This is a genomic window from Methylobacterium oryzisoli (genome assembly GCF_046557895.1).
In the GTDB taxonomy this organism is placed as follows: Bacteria; Pseudomonadota; Alphaproteobacteria; order Rhizobiales; family Beijerinckiaceae; genus Methylobacterium; species Methylobacterium oryzisoli.
Genome location: NZ_JBKIBX010000004.1, coordinates 1 through 15773, shown reverse-complemented (window position 1 = coordinate 15773; position 15773 = coordinate 1). Strand labels below are relative to the sequence as shown.

Genomic DNA, 15773 nt, shown 5'->3' with positions numbered 1-15773 from the left:
GGCAGCGCGTGGTTTGGGGGATTGGGTATGCTGGAGGCGGATCCCGCCCCCACCGCTGCACGTGCCGGAACGATCCTGGGCATCACGCGGGTCCTGACGCCGGCCCATCAGCGGCTCGCCCGGGCCGAGACCTGGCTCCGCTTCGCGATCCCCGGCGTCCTCGGGCTGTTTCTCCTCTCCCTCGCGGCCATCACGCTGACCCAGCTCGTCGCCCTGCGGCGGGACGTGCTGGCGGAGGCCGGGCGGGAGATCGACCTCGTCGCCCGCCTGGCAGCCGCGTCCCTGGCCCAGGCCCCCGGCGGGACCGGGCAAGCCCCCGGCGGGACCGGGCTGGCGGAGCGCTTGGCAGCCGCGCTGCCGGCCGGCGCCCTCGATCACGGCCGCACCCTCCTCATCGTCGGACCCGACGAGGTGGTGTCGGCCGCGCTGCCGGCCGGGCCGGCCGGGCGGCGCACGCTGACCGACCATTTCGGCGAGGGGCAGGCGCTCAGCATCCTGGGCGAGCGGGCCGGCATCATGCGCATCACCCTGCCGGGCGGCGCCGACGTGCTCGCCACGGTGCGCCGCATCGCCGACGGGCGCGGGCAGGTGGCGGTGACCCAGGGCGTGGAGGCGGCGACGGCCGCGTGGTGGGGCCGGGCTCGCACGCAGGGGATCGTGGTCGGCTCGGTGGCCCTCGTCATCATCTGCATCGGCCTCGCCTACGCCCTCCAGGCGGACCGGGCGCGGGCGGTGGACCGCGTCTGCGACCAAGTCCGGCAGCGCCTCGACACCGCGCTCGGCCGCGGCCGCTGCGGCCTGTGGGACTGGGACATCGCCCGCGGCCGGATCTACTGGTCGGACTCGATGTACCAGATCCTCGGCTTCGTCCGGGAGCGCGAGTTCCTGTCCTTCGGCGACGTCAACGCCCTGGTGCATCCCGACGACACCGACCTCTACGGCCTCGCCCGGCAGCTCGCCGCGCAGGATGCGGCCGTGGACCACGAATTTCGCATCCGCTCGGCCTCCGGCGAGTGGATCTGGCTCAAGGCCCGGGCCGAGATCGTCCAGGACCAGGAGGATGGCGGGCGCCACCTCGTCGGCATCGTGATGGACGTCTCCGAGCAGCGCCGCCTCGCCGAGTCCACCGCCACCGCCGACATGCGCCTGCGCGACGCGGTCGAAGCTGTCTCGGAGGCCTTCGTGCTCTGGGATGCGCAGAACAACCTCGTGCTGTGCAACTCGAAGTTCCGGCGCCTGCACGCGCTCACGCCCGAGGAGGCGCAGCCCGGGCGGCGCTACGACGCCATCATGGGCCGGGCCGCCCTGCCCCAGGTGCGGCGGGAATTCCCCAACCCCGATCTCGCGGATTCCGGGGCGCGGATCTTCGAGGCCGAACTCGCGGACGGGCGCTGGCTCCAGATCAGCGAGCGGCGCACCAAGGACGGCGGCTACGTCTCGGTGGGCACCGACATCACCACGCTCAAGCGCCACCAGGAGCGGCTCGTCGAATCCGAGCGCCAGCTCATCGCCACGGTCGCGGACCTCAAGCGTTCCCGGCGCACCCTCGAACTCCAGACCCAGCAGCTCGCCGACCTCGCCGAGCGCTACCTCGACCAGAAGGCGCAGGCCGAGAGCGCCAACCGCTCGAAATCCGAGTTCCTGGCCAACATGAGCCACGAGCTGCGCACGCCGCTCAACGCGGTCCTGGGCTTCGCCGAGGTGATGCAGGACGAGGTCTTCGGCCCCCTCGGCTCCGAGAAATACCGCGAGTATTGCCGCGACATCCGCTCCAGCGGGCATTACCTGCTGTCGGTGATCGACGACATCCTCGACATGTCGCGCATCGAGGCGCGCCGGGTCACGCTCGCCAAGCAGCCGGTGCCGGTGGCCGAGGCGCTGGAGCGGGCGCTCAAGCTCATCGCGGAGCCGGCCCGCGCCAAGGGCCTGACGCTCAGCGTGGAGATGAACGCCGAGGCGGTGGTGCTCGCCGACGAGCGCGCCTTGCACCAGATCCTCGTCAACCTGCTGCAGAACGCCGTGAAGTTCACCCCCGAGGCCGGCCGCGTCGCGGTGCGGATCCGGCGGGCGATCAGCGCGATCCACATCTACGTGGAGGACAGCGGCATCGGCATCCCCAAGGCGGTGCTGCCGAAGCTCGGCGCCCCCTTCGAGCAGGTCGAGAGCAACTTCGCCCGCAGCTTCAAGGGCTCGGGGCTCGGCCTCGCCATCGCCCGCTCGCTCGCGGACATGCATGGCGGGGGCCTGCGCATCCGCTCCGAGGAGGGCACCGGCACCATCGTGCTGGTGCGCCTGCCGCAGGCCCGGCGCGACGCCGCCGGGACCACGGTGGTCGACTTGGTGGCCGGTCAGGCAGCCTGACCGGCCCGGCCTCAGCGGCCCTTCGCCTTCAGCCAGTCGCGCATCTCGGCGATCTCGCGCTCCTGCTCGGCGATGATGGCTTGCGCCATCCGGCGGGTCGCCGGGTCCGACGTGTGCCGCAGCACCACCTTCGCCATGTCGATCGCGCCCTGGTGGTGCGGGATCATGTGGGTGCGGAAATCGACGTCGGGATCGCCGGTATAGGGCACGTGCATGGCGTGCATCATCGCCCGGTCGGCGGCCTTGAAGTCCCGCGTCGAGGGGGCGTCGCCCGGGGCGGGATTCGTCGCGTCCATCATCGCCTGCATGTCGTGTCGCGGCGTCCCGCCAGCCGGTGCGCCGTGGTGGTGGCCGCCCGGCTGCGCGGAAGCGGGACCGGCGAGGCCGAGCAGGAGGACGGCCGGCATCGCGCGGCGGGTGATCGTGGCTGGACTCATGGGAAAGGTCCTCCGTCAGTTGAAGCGGGCGCTGGCCCGGGAGCCGTCCGGGGCCGTGAGCTGCACGGCGCCCTTCGGCGCGGCCGGGAGGGCGGCCTCGGCGAGACCGGTGAGGCGGCTGCCGCCGGCGGGCGCGAGCGCGATGCGCGCGGGCTTGCCGTCGATCATCAGGAAGGCCGTGGCCGTGAAGCCGGCGGCGGGAAGCGGCGCCTCGGCCCCGTCGAGCACGTAGACGTCGACGGTGCGCTCCCGCGCGACGAGTTCGAGGTGGTAGGGGCCGGCATCGGCGACACGGCCGCCGTTGCGGCCCGAGGCCTCGTGGGCGCAGACCGGGGCGGCGAGCAGCAGGCCGCCCGCGACGAGCAGTCTCCAGGGTATCATGGGGTTCTCCGGGGGGATGGGCGGGCACGACCGGACGGCGCGCGAGAGCGCGTCTGCACGCCTCGATCAGCGATCGGGTCGGCCTGAAGGGGAAGGTTGGGTGAAAGCCTTAGGCCCCTCGGCCCGTCACGGGCGGGAGCGCGGGTGCCTCAGGCGCGCGACCGGGGCGGTCGCGGCAGCGCTTCGGGCGAGAGGCCGGCGCGGAAGGGCTGCGCGGGCGCGGCCAGCCGGATCCCGGCGCCCGGCACCGCGAGACCCGGCAGCGCGGGCGGACCGAGCGACGGGGCGCAGCAGGAGGCGCCGAGGCTGCAGCACACGCCGTGGCAGGAAGGCGCGCGGTCCGCCGCCGCGAGGCACGGCTCCGGCGCGTCGGCCTGCCGGGCCGCGACGGGTACCGCCTGCACGGCCGGCCGCTCCACGAACGCGGCGGACGGTCCATGGGCATGCCCCGCATGGGCCTCCGCGGCCGAAGCCAGGAGGCAGCCGGCGATCGTCACGATCAAAGCCGCCAGCAGGCGCGCGAGAGGCCGGGGCAGGGTCATGCGGGCACCCTACCAGATCGAGGCCGCCGGTACAGGCCGGCCCAGGTCATGCCGCCAAGTCACGCCAGAAGATCGCTGCCATGGGCGCGCAGCCAGGAGCGCGCGTAGCCGCAGAGCGGCCGGATGGTCAGGCCCTCGGCCCGTGCCCGGGCGGCCACCGCAGCCATCAGCCGCCCCGCCGCGCCGGTGCCGCGCAGCGCCGGAGGCGCGTAGACGTACAGGATGGCGAGGTGCCCGTCCTGGCGTCGGTAATCCGCGTAGACGATCGCGTCCCCGACCGGCAGCTCGAAGCGGCTCCTCTCGACGTTGTCGTGCATCCGCCACTCCGCATCGCGTCCGGGCTCGGTCAACCCGGGCGCGGGGCCGCCGGTTTCCGGCCCCCTCCCCCGCCCTACGGCGTGCGGGTCCGGCGCGGCGCCTCGGTGCCGCCGACCATGATGCCGCTCACCATCGGGTTGAAGCTGGTGAGGCGGCGGTAGTCGAGGGGCGTGCCGGACGCTCCGCCCGCCACGCCGGTGGCGATCCCCTCCGTGCCGGTGATCTCGATGCGGGTGCTGCCCATGCCCTCCGTCCGCACGAGGGCGAACAGCGCCCGGGCGTGGGCGGGCGCGAGCCGCACGCAGCCGTGCGAGGCCGGCGAGCCGAGCCGCCGGACGGCGGTGCTTCCGTGGATGGCGTGCCCGGCCTCGGTGAAGAAGATCGAGTGCGGCATCGGCGCATCGTCCCACTCCTTCGAGCGGTGGTCGGCCACGAGCCGGTTGGGCTGAAACGACCCGGCCGGCGTCTCGTAGCCCGAGGCCCCGGTGGAAACCGCCCAGGCATGGCGCTCCTGCCCGTCGACCGTGACGGTCATGCGCTGGGCATCCTTGTCGACCCGGACCACCACCTCGGCGGCCCGCGCCGGCGCGAGGCCCCCCACCGCGAGGAGCGTTGCCGCGCACGCCATCCACCGTCCCATATCCACCCCCGTGTCGCCTTCCCCGCCAAGCTAAGCATCATTCGCCGAAGTGGTCACCGGTTCGGCGGCGACAATGATGCAAAACAAGAGCCCAAGCAGAATTGCCCCGTGCAATTCTGCTTGGGCCGAGGAAGGCCGACGGCCAAGGTGGGCGCCGCACTACTTCACCATAGGGCAGCCGCCTTCGGCCATCGGCCGGAAGGCTTGGTCGGCCGGCACCGTCGCGACGAGGTTGTAGTAGTCGTAGGGCGCCTTCGATTCGCCGGGCTTCTTCACCTCGAACAGGTAGATCGGGTGGATCGCCCGTCCGTCCGGTCGCACCGAGAGGTCGCCGAAGAGCTTGTCGCGCGGGGGCTGGCGCTTCATCTCGGCGACCGCCGTCCGGGCGTCGTCGCTGCCGGTGCGCGCGACCGCGTCGAGATAGGCCAGCGTCGCCGAGTAGACGCCGGCCTGGTTGCCGCTCGGCACCTTGCCGGCCTGTCCGGGACGGGCGGCGAAGCGCTTGGCGAAGTCGCGCGTGGCGTCGTTCATGTTCCAGTAGAAGGACTCGGTGAGGAGCAGCCCCTGCGCGTCCTTCAACCCCATCGCGTGCACGTCGTTGATGAAGACCAAGAACGCCACCAGCGACTGGCCGCTCTCCTTGAGGCCGAATTCCGAGGCCTGCTTGACGATGTTGATGGCGTCCGCCCCCGCATTGGCGAGGCCGACGACCTTGGCGCCGGAACTCTGCGCCTGAAGGAGCAGCGAGGAGAAATCGGCGGTGCCGAGGGGGTGGCGGCTCGCGCCCTTCACGGTGCCGCCGTTGCGCGTGACGTAGGCGCTCGCCTCCGCCTCGATACCCTGCCCGAGGGCGTAGTTCACGGTCAGGAAGTACCACGAGGTGCCGCCCCGCTTCATCATCGCGGCGGCGGTGGTGTTGCCGGTGGCCCAGGCGTCATTGACCCATTGCACGGTGTTGGGCGAGCAAGCCTTGCCGGTCAGCTCCGAGGTCGCGGTGGCGGAGGCGAGGAGCGCCATCCGGGTGTCGCGCACCAGCGCGTTCACGGCGAGCCCGACCGAGGAGTTCGGCACGTCGACCACTGCGTCGACCTTGTCGATGTCGAGCCACTTGCGGGCGATGGCCGAGCCGACATCGGCCTTGTTCTGGTGGTCGGCGAAGACGATCTCGACCCGGATGGACTTGCCTCCGCCGGCGAAATCCTCGGCGGCGAGGCGCGCGGCCTCCACCGAGCCCATGCCGTTGGTGTCTTGGAACGGCCCCGACATGTCGGTGAGCACGCCGATGCGCACCACCCCGTCCGACACCTCGGCCAGCGCCGGCGGCGCGGCGAGCGCCGCCGCGAGCGCGAGCGCGCGAATCGTCTTCGTCATGGTCTCCTCCCCCATCTTGTGGTGTGCGGTGATCAGATCTGCCGTTCCGGCAGGCGTACCACGAGCCCGTCGAGTTCGGGCGTGACGGTGATCTGGCAGGAGAGCCGGCTCGTCGGCAGGCGCTCGGCCGCCGCGCCGTCGAGGAGCGCGTCCTCGTCGTCGGAGAGCGGCGGCAGGCGCCCGGCCCAGGCCTCGTCCACGTAGACGTGGCAGGTGGCGCACATGGCGTTGCCGCCGCACTCGGCCACGATGCCGTCGAGGCCGGCCCCCGTGGCGCCCTGCATCAGGCTCGTGCCGTCGGCAAGGCCGAGGGACCGGGAGTGGCCGTCGGGCTGGATGAAGGTGATGCTCGTCATGGTGCATCCTCGGCGCCGTTCGCCGGCCCGGTCAGCGGTCCGGGGGCGAACGGGGTGCAAGATCGGGAAGAGGGGCGGACCGACCCCGGGCGGCTGCGCCCGAGGTCGGAATGGGCCGGTCTCGGGCCGGCACCGGCCTGAAGGCCGGCGTGAGGGTCACGGGCAGACGCTCCAGGCCGCGCAGCGTGTTGTTGTAGCGGCGCACGACCGGTCCGGTGATGGCGATCGACCCGACCCGGGCGGCGAGCGCGCCCAGCATCACCTCGCCTTCGAGCCGCGCGAGGAGCTGGCCGACGCACATGTGGATGCCGGAGCCGAAGCCCACATGGCCCACGGTCTGCCGCTCGGGGTCGTAGCGCGCCGGCTCCTGCCAGCGGCGCGGGTCACGGTTGGCGGCGCCCAGGAACATCAGCACCTTGGAGCCTTCCGGGATGGTCACCCCACCGATCTCGACGTCGCGCGTCGTGGTGCGGAAGAAGGTCTGCACCGGGCTCTCGAAGCGCACCGCCTCCTCGAAGGCCGCCCGCGCCAGGGCCGGCTTCTCACGCAGCCGCGCGAAGGCCTCGGGGAAGCGGGCGAGGCAATAAATCGCCGCCCCGATCCCGTTCACCGTGGTGTCGAGCCCGGCTGTGAGGAGGGAGCGCACGAGGAGCGGCGCCTCGTCGGGAGTGATCTCGCCGCGATCGGCCGCCGCGTGGATCTCGGCGCCGAAGCCGCCGGATGTGAGGTTCTCGCGCCGGCACTGGGTCATCACCCACTCCACGTGCGGCGCGGCGGTCTCCAGGGCGCGCTGGCGCAGCTCGTTCGGCGGGCCGAAGGCGTTGAAGGCGAGCCCCGCATAGGGCAGCAGGTGCTCGCGCCCCTCGCGCTGCAGCCCGACCGCGTCGGGAAAGACCGAGAGGGGAAAGGCCTCGGCGAGGTCCGCGACGGCGTCAAAGGAGCGGCGGGCGAGCAGGTCGTCGGCCAGCGCCTCGGCGGCGACCCGGAAGCGCTCGCGCAGGGTCTTCATCACGCCGGGCGAGAGCACGCGGCTCAAGACCGCGCGGGCGCGGCCGTGCTCGGGCGGATCGGCCTCCAGGATCAGGCTCTTGGGCCGCCACGGTGTCTCGCGGGCGAAGTCGCTCAGGCCCACGCCGCGGCCGGAGCAGAAGGTGGCGGGATCGTTGAGGACGGCGTGAACCTCCGCGTAGCGGGCCACCGCGTGGACGCTCCAGCGCGGCAGCCAGACCACCGGCCCGGCCTCGCGCAAAGCCTCGTGGATGCGGTGCGGGTCCTCGAAGAACTCCGTCGAGAACGGATCGACGTCCACGGCCGGCGCACCGGAGGGCGAGAGGCCGGGAGCGAGCGGCGGGAGTCCGGGCGCCGTCTCGGGCGGGCGTGGAAGCGGCGTCATGGGTGCACCTCCCTGGTGTGTGCGGTTCGGCAGAGCGGGTCGACGGCCCGCACCGGTTGCGCCATACCGGGCCTCAGGCAGGACGGTCCGAGGCACGGATGGCGAAGGGACGGGCGGAGCGGAGTCCGGTGGCCGGCGAGGCGCCGCGCCTCGACCTCGACCGCTACGTGCCGGCGCTCCTGACCTTCGTGGCCAACAAGCTCTCGCGCAGCGCCAACACCACCTACCAGCGCCGCTTCGGCGTGAACGTGACCGAGTGGCGGATTCTTTCGCTGCTCGCCCTCGAACCCGGCATCCCGGCCGCCCGCATCTGCCACGTCATCGGCTTCGACAAGGGGCCGGTGAGCCGGACGCTCGCCGCCATGGAGCGCCGCGGCCTCGTGGACACCGCCGAGGATCCGGGCGACGCGCGCCGCCGGCTGATCCGGCTGACCGAGGCCGGGGCGGCGCTGCACGACCGGATCATCGTGGTGGCGCTGGAGCGGGAGCGGCGCCTGCTCGCCTGCCTCGACGCCGAGCAGCAGGCGACTCTGATCGGCCTCCTCAACCGCCTGCACGCGAACCTCCCGGCCGTCACCAAGGCGATGCCCGAGGGCTGAGGCGCCGAGCCGGCGGCCGTCGTGGCGGATGAGGCTGAGGCGGACCATCGGCGGCGATCAGGCGGCGCTGAGCCGCGCCTTCAGGTCGAAGGCAGGGTCGGCCGCCTCCCGAGGCGCGAGCGGGATGCGGCCGGCGAGCAGGCGGCGGGCCACCATGTGGTCGGCCGGCTTGTTCACCGATTCGACGCCCGTGAGGTGGCCGCCGCGGTAGCAGAAGACCGAGAAGGCGCCACTCCCCGGGTCTCCCCGGGTCACGGTCTCGTCGTGCGGCACGGCGAGCCCGGCGATCTGCAGCTTCAGCGGGCCCTGGTCGCTCCAGAACCACGGCACCGCCCCGTAGGCGGCCGGCCGGCCGTTGAGGCGGGCCGCGACGCAGCGGGCGTGATCGACGGCGTTCTGAACCGCCTCGATCCGGGTCGGCGCCCCGTCGGCGAAGGGGCTCGGATAGGCGGCGCAGTCGCCGATGGCCGAGATCGCCGGGTCCGCGGTCAGGAGCTGCGCGTCCACGACGACGCCGTTCTCCACCGCCAAGCCCGCCGCCGCCGCGAGTTCGGCGTTCGGCACGACGCCGATGCCGACGAGGACGAGGTCGGCGGGCACGATCGCCCCGTCCGCGGTCTCCACCCCGGTCGCGCGGCCGTCCTCTCCGTGGATGCGCACCACGCCGGCCCCGAACGCGAAGGTGATGCCCGCGGCCTCGTGCGCGGCGCGGAAGAAGGCCGACATCGGCCGCGAGAGCGCCCGGGCCATCGGCCGGTCGGTCGCCTCCAGCACGGTGACGGCGATGGAGCGGGCGGCCGCCACGGCGGCGAATTCGAGCCCGATGAAGCCCGCCCCCACCACCGCGACGCGGCGGATCTCGGAGAGCCGGGCGCGGATCGCGTCGGCCTCCGCCAGGGTGCGCAGCTGCCGCACGCCCGCGAGGTCGGTGCCCGGCACCGGCAGCGGCCGGTTGCGCGAGCCTGTGGCCAGCACGAGGTGGTCGTAGCCGATCGCCTCCCCGTCCGCGAGGCGCACCTGCCGCGCCCCGCGGTCGATGGCGACGACCGGCGCGCCGGTGCGCACCGCGATGCGGTGATCGGCGTAAAAGCTCTCGGGCCGCAGCTGCAGGCCGGCCGCATCGGTCTTGCCGGTGAGGTAGGCCTTCGAGAGCGGGGGCCGCTGGTAGGGCGGCGCCGGCTCGTCGCCGAGGAGCAGGATCGATCCCTCGTAGCCGCCCTCGCGCAACGACGCCGCCACCTGGAACCCGCCCTGGCCGGCCCCGACAATCACGATTCCGCCGGGGCCGCTCATGACCACGCCTCGTGCATCGCTTCCTCCGCGCTGGATCGCGGCCCAGGCTCATGGGACGCAACCTGCCACAATTTCGTTGCCTAGGCAACTATCTCGCCTCGGCCGGCGCCGCGCGATTTCTCGCGCGGCCATGTCACACCGGGCAGGGTCCGCCTCGTCATCGCCGCGAGCGGGCAGAACGCCCGCGGGAGACGCACGATGACCCCTCGCCTGCATAAACCCTACGATCTTGCCCCCGAAGGCATCCGCGCCATGATGGCGCTGGAGGCGAGCTTCCGGTCGGGTCCGATCGAGCAGGGGCTGAAGCACCTCGTGAAGCTGCGGGCCTCGCAGATCAACGGCTGCGCCTACTGCATCCATATGCACACCAGCGAGGCCCGCGCGCACGGCGAGACCGAGATGCGCCTGTACCTGTTGAGCGCGTGGCGCGAATCGACGCTCTACAGCGCCCGCGAGCGCGCGGCGCTGGCCTGGACCGAGGCGCTGACCCGCGTGGCCGAGACCGGCGCCCCGGATGCCGACTACGAGGAGATGGCCCGGCACTTCAGCGAGGCCGAACAGGTTCAGCTCACCCTCCTGATCGGCGCCATCAACGTCTGGAACCGCCTTCAGGTCGGGTTCCGGGCCGCCCATCCGGTGGAGACGCCCCGTGCCGGAACCTGACGCGGCCACCGCGGCCTTCGAGGCGCAGCGGCCCCGGCTGCTGCGTCTCGCCTACCGCATGACCGGCTCGGTGGCCGAGGCCGAGGACGTGGTGCAGGATGCGTGGCTGCGCTGGCAGGGCGTGGAGCGGGCGGTGGATAGTCCCGCCGCCTTCCTGACGCGCATCGTCACGCGGCTGTGCCTCGACCGCCTGAAGTCGGCGCGGGCGCGGCGCGAGACCTATGTGGGCGCGTGGCTGCCCGAGCCGCTGGTCGGGGCCGGCGAGGCGGAGCCGGAGGACGATCTCACGCTGACCCTGATGATGGCGCTCGAACGCCTCTCCCCCCTCGAACGGGCGGCCTTCCTGCTGCACGACGTCTTCGGAGTCGCGCTGTCGGACGTGGCGAGCACCCTCGACCGGGACGCCGCGGCTGTGCGCCAGCTCGCCGTGCGGGCGCGCCGGCACGTGCGGACGGCGCGCCCGCGCTACGCGATCGCGGACGCGGAAGCCGAGCGGATCGCGCAGGCCTTCTTCGCCGCCTCGCGGGACGGGAACACGCAGGCGCTCGGCGCGATGCTGGCNGGGGCGGGCCCCCCCCCGCTACGCGATCGCGGACGCGGAAGCCGAGCGGATCGCGCAGGCCTTCTTCGCCGCCTCGCGGGACGGGAACACGCAGGCGCTCGGCGCGATGCTGGCGCAGGACGTGGTGCTGCACTCGGACGGCGGCGGCCGCGTCATCGCCTTCCGCAACCCGATCACCGGCCTCGCGCGGGTGCTGCGGCTCTATGCGGGGCTGCGGCGCAAGCCCGGCGCCGAGCCCGCGCGCCTGCTGCGGCCGATGCTGATCGACGGACTGCCGGGCTTCGCCAGCCTCGATCGCGGCGAGGTGCTGCAGACGACCGCGCTCGCGGTCGAGGACGGCCGCATCCGGGCGATCTACATCATGCGCAACCCCGACAAGCTGCGCCACGTGGCCCGGATCCTGGCGCAGGAGACGCCGGGATCGCCACACTAGAGCCGCATCCGATCGCGTTGCCCGCGGTACACGACAGTTGCACACGGCCATGCCGCATGGCGGAACAGGCCCACTCCAATCCCCCTTTCCCGGACGACTGGAGCGAAGCGGAAGGAGATCCGGGACCCAGAGCAAGACATCGCGAAGCGTCCGCCTGTCTGAAACGGTGAAAAATGCAGAGCCCCTGCGCGGCAAATCATCGGCTGGATCCCGGATCTCCTTCCACTTCGTTACAGTCGTCCGGGAAAGGCACGTGCGAGAGAATTTGACTGAGTTTGTAGCTTCAGACTACCCCCGACCTCATCCGGAGGTGTCCACACGATGGGTCACTCAGGAGGCCCCCTGAAACCTCCGAGATCCGTGCGCCCTCCTCACCATCGCGCTGTCGTGGACCGTGTCACAACGCGATCGGATCCCGCTCCAGGCCCGCGTGGCCTCGGGGTGGCGGCATCGGCGGGGACGCAACGGCGGCTTAGGAGTTCGGACCTACGGTCGGCGCAAGAGGCCGGGCCGGACCCCAGGATGCCACGCAACGCCACGCCGCAGGATCAGCCGCACCGCCTGAAGCAGCTGGCACGCGTCCTCGTCGGCCTCAGCGCGGCCGTGACCGTGGCGCTCTGCGCGCTGGCGACCGGCCTCATCATGACCCTGCGAAACAATGCATGGGACCATGCGACGAGCACCGCCGAGAGCCTGCTGCGCAGCGTCGAGCGCACCCTCGACCGCGACATCGAACTCTACGGCCTCTCGCTGCAGGCCGTGACGGAGGGTCTGCGCAACCCGGAGCTGGAGGGGTTGAGCCCGGAGATCCGCCAGCTCGTCCTGTTCGACCGCGCCGCGAGCGGCACCGGCTTCGGCTCGATGTTCGTGCTCGACGCGGGCGGGCAGGCCTACATCGACTCGCAGTTCGTCGTGCCGCGGCGCCTGAACGCCGCGGATCGCACCTATTTCCAGGTCCATGAGCAGTCGTCCGACGTCGGGCTCTACATCGGGCGTCCGCTGACCTCGTCCATGAGCGACAAGGTGGTGATCCCGCTGAGCCGCCGCCTCGCCTACGCGGACGACGCCTTCGCGGGCGTGGTCGTCGGCACCATCGAGGTGGAGCATTTCGAGAGCGCGTTCGCGCGCCTCACCGTCGAACCCGGCCTCGCGATCACGCTGCTGCTCGACGACGGCACGCCGCTCGTCCGGGTTCCGGCCGCACCGCCCGGGGAGGGAAACGCCGCCGCCGTCGCGCGCATCCTGAGCGAGGAGGCCGGACGGTTCACCGCTATGGCGGGCGGGACCGAGTCCCTGCAGACCTTCATGCGGGTCGGCCGCCGGCCGCTGCGGATCAGCGTGGCCTATCCGGTGGCGGCGATCGATGCGGCGTGGCGGCCGAAGGCGCTGCTCATGATGCTCACCGTGCTGGTGATGTGCGGCGGCGTGGCCGGCCTGACGCTGTGGCTGCGGCGCGAACTCGAACGGCGCCGGGAGGCCGAGACGGCCGCCCAGGCGGCGAGCCGGGAACTCGCTCGCCTCGCCGAGACCGACGGGCTGACCGGCCTGCCCAACCGCCGCCGCTTCGACGCGGCGATGGCGAGCGCCGCGCGCCGCCGGCATCCGGGCACGGCGCTGCTGCTGCTCGATGCCGACCAGTTCAAGCGCTACAACGACATCTACGGGCACTTGGCCGGCGACCACGTGCTGAAGACGATCGCCCGCGTCCTGCAGCGGCAGGTGGCGCGGACCGGCGACCTCGCCTGCCGGATCGGCGGCGAGGAATTCGCCGTGATCCTCAAGGATACGGACGAGGCCGGCACTGCGACTTATGCGGAACGGATCAGGCGGGCGATCGCCGCCAAGGCCATCCCGCATGCCGGACACGAAGGCGGCATGGTCACGGTCAGCATCGGGGCGATGCACGCAGGCCGCCTGTCGGCCGAGGCCTCCACCGACGCGTGGTTCGCGGCCGCCGACGCGGCCCTCTACGAGGCCAAGCGGCAGGGCCGCAACCACGTGCGCGTGGCGGGCGCCGCGGACGCCGCGCCGCACCGCGTTGCCTGAGAGGCCGCGTCAGGCGGCCTCGTCCGGCCGCCCGAGCACGCCGCGGCGGATCTGGTCCTCCTCGATCGACTCGAACAGGGCCTTGAAGTTGCCCTCGCCGAAGCCGTCATCACCCTTGCGCTGGATGAACTCGAAGAAGATCGGCCCGATCGCGTTGGCCGAGAAGAGCTGCAGCAGGATCTTGGTCATCCCGCCCTCGACCACGCCCTCGCCGTCGATGAGGATGCCGTTGCGCTCCATCCGCTCCAGCGGCTCGCCGTGGCCGGGCAGCCGCCGGTCGATGCGCCGGTAGTAGACCGAGGGCGGCGAGGGCATGAACGACACCCCGCGCGCCCGCAGCGCCTCGATCGTCGCGTAGATGTCGCGGCAGCCGCAGGCGATGTGCTGGATCCCCTCGCCGTTATAGGCGTGGAGGTACTCCTCGATCTGGCTCTTCTCGTCGGCGGACTCGTTGATCGGGATGCGGATCTTGCCGTCGGGCGAGGTCAGCGCCTTGGAAAAGAGGCCGGTCAGCTTGCCCTCGATGTCGAAGTAGCGGATCTGGCGGAAGTTGAAGAGGCGCTCGTAAAAGTCCGCCCAGACCTGCATGCGCCCGCGATGCACGTTGTGGGTCAGGTGGTCGAGGTAGAACAGGCCGAGGCCCTCGGGGCGCGGGTCGCGCGCGCCCAGCCACTCGAACTCGGCCTCGTAGGGCGAGCCCTTCGGCCCGTAGGTGTCCACGAAGTACAGGAGCGAGCCGCCGATCCCCTTGATCGCCAGGACATCGAGGGTCTTTTCTCCGTCCGTCGGATCGGCCGGCTCGGCGCCGAGCGCGACGGCGCGCTCATAGGCGTGGCGGGCATCGACCACCCGGAAGGCCATCGAGGGCGCGCAGGGGCCGTGGGCCGCCACGAAGCGGTGCCCATGCGTGCCCGGCGCCTCGTTGACGAGGTAGTTCACGTCGCCCTGGCGGTAGACGGTGATCGCCCGGGTGCGGTGGCGCGCCACGGCCGTGAAGCCCATGGCCCGGAAGAGGTCGTGCAGCGCCTGCGGGTCCGGATGGGCGTATTCCACGAACTCGAAGCCGTCGGTGCCCATCGGGTTCGCCTCGCCGATCCGCGGCGCGGGTGCATCGTGGGGATAGGGGCCCATCGCGTCCTCCTGTTGACGGCGCCGAGGACAGCACGCGCAGGATGCGATGGGCGTGCAAAGTGACGGCTCTCGGCGGCGATCCGCGCGAGGATCGTGCATCGGAGGGGCCGGAGATGACGGGTTCGATCACGCTCGACGGGTTCGACCTCAAGATCCTCGCGGCGCTGCAGGAGGACGGGCGGCTTGGTAACCAGGAGCTCGCCGACCGCGTGAACCTGTCGGCCAGCCAGTGCTCGCGCCGCCGCATCCGCCTGGAGGAGCAGGGCGTGGTGCGCGGCTACCGGGCCGAGCTCGATCCCGCGCGGCTCGGCCTCGGCGTGACGGTCTTCACCCGGGTGACGCTCGCCACGCACAGCGGCGACAATTCCCGGCGCTTCGCGCAGCTCGTGCGCAGCCTCGACTGCGTGCTCGAAGCCCACGCGCTCACCGGCGACAGCGACTACCTGCTGAAGATGATCGTGCCGGACCTGAACGCCCTGTCGGCGGTCGTCAACGGCGCGCTCCTGGCCCACGAGAGCGTCGCGAGCGTGCGCTCCTCGATCGTGCTCGACACGCTCAAGAGCGGGGCGCCGCTGCCGCTGCGCGGCCTGGAGCACGGCACGCCCTGAGGGGCGGCCCTCAGTCCGGAATCTCGACCTCGACCCGGGTGCCGGTGACCCGCACCGGATAGGTGGCGAGGTCGACACAGACCGGCGCCCCCTGCGCCTTGCCGGTGGCGATCTCGAACAGCCCGTAATGGGCCGGGCACTCGATGTAGCCCTCCACCACTTCGCCCTCCGAGAGGAGCGCGTTCGCGTGGGTGCAGGTGTTCGCGGTGGCGTAGTAGCGGTCGGCGAGGCGGTAGAGCGCGAGCTTGCGCCCGGCGCAGTCGCGCCCGATCACGGGGCGCTGCGCGAAGTCGGCGGTGTCGGCGACGGGATGCCAGGGCATGAGCGTTCAGAGCGCCGGCAGGTCGAGGATGCGCCCACCGATCGCGACGCCCGCTCGCGGCGCCTCGCCGTTCGGCGAAAACACGCCGAGCGGCAGGTTCTGGATCGGGAAATCCGCGTGGCCGTCCGCCCCCGGAACCCAGCTGCGTAAGCCGGTATCGTGGGTGTGATCGATCCCGCTCATCTCCGCGCCTCCGGCCGGTTCGGGTCGAAGTGGCGGGCCAGCGCACGGCCGTAGTCGCCGTAGTCCCGCTGCAGCGCCGCCGTCTCGGCCGCGAAGCGGCTCACCTTCTGCGGAAAACGCGTCTCGAACATGAA

18 protein-coding genes and 1 pseudogene are annotated in these 15773 nt (G+C 72.3%); 7 read left to right on the top strand and 12 right to left on the bottom strand.

The genetic code is table 11. The features are described 5' to 3' along the window. The first annotated feature begins 27 nt into the window (after positions 1 to 27). Positions 28 to 2361 carry a PAS domain-containing sensor histidine kinase gene (locus tag ACKUB9_RS05635; RefSeq protein ID WP_407520113.1) on the top strand — a complete coding sequence of 778 codons (2334 nt, stop codon included), beginning with the start codon at positions 28 to 30 and terminating at the stop codon, positions 2359 to 2361. Positions 2362 to 2372: 11 nt separating this feature from the next. On the opposite strand, the gene copM is transcribed toward ACKUB9_RS05635, so the two are convergent. The 8 genes from copM to ACKUB9_RS05595 all read right to left on the bottom strand — a co-directional run bounded on the left by copM (position 2373) and on the right by ACKUB9_RS05595 (position 7799). Then, positions 2373 to 2798 (bottom strand): CopM family metallochaperone, encoded by a 426-nt coding sequence (gene copM, locus ACKUB9_RS05630; protein WP_407520112.1) that lies wholly within the window; start codon positions 2796 to 2798, stop codon positions 2373 to 2375. Between the two features lie 15 nt (positions 2799 to 2813). After that, positions 2814 to 3179 (bottom strand): hypothetical protein, encoded by a 366-nt coding sequence (locus ACKUB9_RS05625; protein WP_407520111.1) that lies wholly within the window; start codon positions 3177 to 3179, stop codon positions 2814 to 2816. 149 nt (positions 3180 to 3328) lie between these two features. Further along, positions 3329 to 3721: a hypothetical protein gene (locus ACKUB9_RS05620; RefSeq protein WP_407520110.1), complete on the bottom strand. Its 393-nt coding sequence runs from the start codon at positions 3719 to 3721 to the stop codon at positions 3329 to 3331. 59 nt (positions 3722 to 3780) lie between these two features. Then, complete coding sequence (locus ACKUB9_RS05615; RefSeq protein ID WP_407520109.1) at positions 3781 to 4038, bottom strand: GNAT family N-acetyltransferase; 258 nt, start codon at positions 4036 to 4038, stop codon at positions 3781 to 3783. Positions 4039 to 4112: 74 nt separating this feature from the next. Beyond that, positions 4113 to 4667 carry a L,D-transpeptidase gene (locus ACKUB9_RS05610; RefSeq protein ID WP_410825776.1) on the bottom strand — a complete coding sequence of 185 codons (555 nt, stop codon included), beginning with the start codon at positions 4665 to 4667 and terminating at the stop codon, positions 4113 to 4115. Positions 4668 to 4838: 171 nt separating this feature from the next. Continuing rightward, positions 4839 to 6050, bottom strand: coding sequence for an ABC transporter substrate-binding protein (locus tag ACKUB9_RS05605; protein WP_407520107.1), 1212 nt, complete (start codon positions 6048 to 6050; stop codon positions 4839 to 4841). A 32-nt stretch (positions 6051 to 6082) separates the two neighbouring features. Continuing rightward, a complete protein-coding gene (locus tag ACKUB9_RS05600; protein ID WP_407520106.1) occupies positions 6083 to 6406 on the bottom strand; it encodes a 2Fe-2S iron-sulfur cluster-binding protein in 324 nt (107 codons plus the stop codon). 31 nt (positions 6407 to 6437) lie between these two features. After that, positions 6438 to 7799: a cytochrome P450 gene (locus ACKUB9_RS05595; protein ID WP_407520105.1), complete on the bottom strand. Its 1362-nt coding sequence runs from the start codon at positions 7797 to 7799 to the stop codon at positions 6438 to 6440. A 98-nt stretch (positions 7800 to 7897) separates the two neighbouring features. On the opposite strand from ACKUB9_RS05595, the gene ACKUB9_RS05590 reads away from it, so the two are divergent. After that, a complete protein-coding gene (locus ACKUB9_RS05590) occupies positions 7898 to 8398 on the top strand; it encodes a MarR family winged helix-turn-helix transcriptional regulator (RefSeq protein ID WP_407520104.1) in 501 nt (166 codons plus the stop codon). Positions 8399 to 8455: 57 nt separating this feature from the next. Here ACKUB9_RS05590 and ACKUB9_RS05585 read toward each other — a convergent pair whose 3' ends face one another. Then, entirely contained in the window at positions 8456 to 9691 is a 1236-nt protein-coding gene (locus tag ACKUB9_RS05585; RefSeq protein WP_407520103.1) for an NAD(P)/FAD-dependent oxidoreductase, read from the bottom strand. Positions 9692 to 9889: 198 nt separating this feature from the next. Between ACKUB9_RS05585 and ACKUB9_RS05580 the strand changes: the two genes are divergently transcribed. The 4 genes and pseudogenes from ACKUB9_RS05580 to ACKUB9_RS05565 all read left to right on the top strand — a co-directional run bounded on the left by ACKUB9_RS05580 (position 9890) and on the right by ACKUB9_RS05565 (position 13395). Then, complete coding sequence (locus ACKUB9_RS05580; protein ID WP_407520102.1) at positions 9890 to 10354, top strand: carboxymuconolactone decarboxylase family protein; 465 nt, start codon at positions 9890 to 9892, stop codon at positions 10352 to 10354. Beyond that, positions 10341 to 10895 (top strand): annotated as a pseudogene (locus ACKUB9_RS05575) (sigma-70 family RNA polymerase sigma factor); the annotation flags it as partial. The gene ACKUB9_RS05580 and the pseudogene ACKUB9_RS05575, both read left to right, overlap by 14 nt. A 127-nt stretch (positions 10896 to 11022) precedes the next feature. Beyond that, positions 11023 to 11349, top strand: coding sequence for a sigma-70 family RNA polymerase sigma factor family protein (locus ACKUB9_RS05570; protein WP_410825783.1), 327 nt, complete (start codon positions 11023 to 11025; stop codon positions 11347 to 11349). 522 nt (positions 11350 to 11871) lie between these two features. Continuing rightward, entirely contained in the window at positions 11872 to 13395 is a 1524-nt protein-coding gene (locus ACKUB9_RS05565; protein ID WP_407520100.1) for a sensor domain-containing diguanylate cyclase, read from the top strand. Between the two features lie 9 nt (positions 13396 to 13404). Here the strand turns inward: ACKUB9_RS05565 and hppD are convergent, their stop codons facing one another. Beyond that, positions 13405 to 14526 (bottom strand): 4-hydroxyphenylpyruvate dioxygenase, encoded by a 1122-nt coding sequence (gene hppD, locus ACKUB9_RS05560; RefSeq protein WP_407520099.1) that lies wholly within the window; start codon positions 14524 to 14526, stop codon positions 13405 to 13407. Positions 14527 to 14639: 113 nt separating this feature from the next. Here hppD and ACKUB9_RS05555 point away from each other — a divergent pair, with 113 nt between their 5' ends. Further along, on the top strand, positions 14640 to 15134 hold the full coding sequence (locus ACKUB9_RS05555) for an Lrp/AsnC family transcriptional regulator (RefSeq protein WP_407520098.1): 495 nt from the start codon (positions 14640 to 14642) through the stop codon (positions 15132 to 15134). 10 nt (positions 15135 to 15144) lie between these two features. Here the strand turns inward: ACKUB9_RS05555 and ACKUB9_RS05550 are convergent, their stop codons facing one another. Together ACKUB9_RS05550 and ACKUB9_RS05545 are read right to left on the bottom strand one after the other, a co-directional pair. Continuing rightward, the gene (locus ACKUB9_RS05550; RefSeq protein ID WP_407520097.1) at positions 15145 to 15456 is read right to left on the bottom strand and encodes a non-heme iron oxygenase ferredoxin subunit; all 312 of its coding nucleotides are present in this window, start codon (positions 15454 to 15456) and stop codon (positions 15145 to 15147) included. 6 nt (positions 15457 to 15462) lie between these two features. After that, positions 15463 to 15639 carry a hypothetical protein gene (locus tag ACKUB9_RS05545; protein WP_407520096.1) on the bottom strand — a complete coding sequence of 59 codons (177 nt, stop codon included), beginning with the start codon at positions 15637 to 15639 and terminating at the stop codon, positions 15463 to 15465. Positions 15640 to 15773 lie beyond the last annotated feature (134 nt).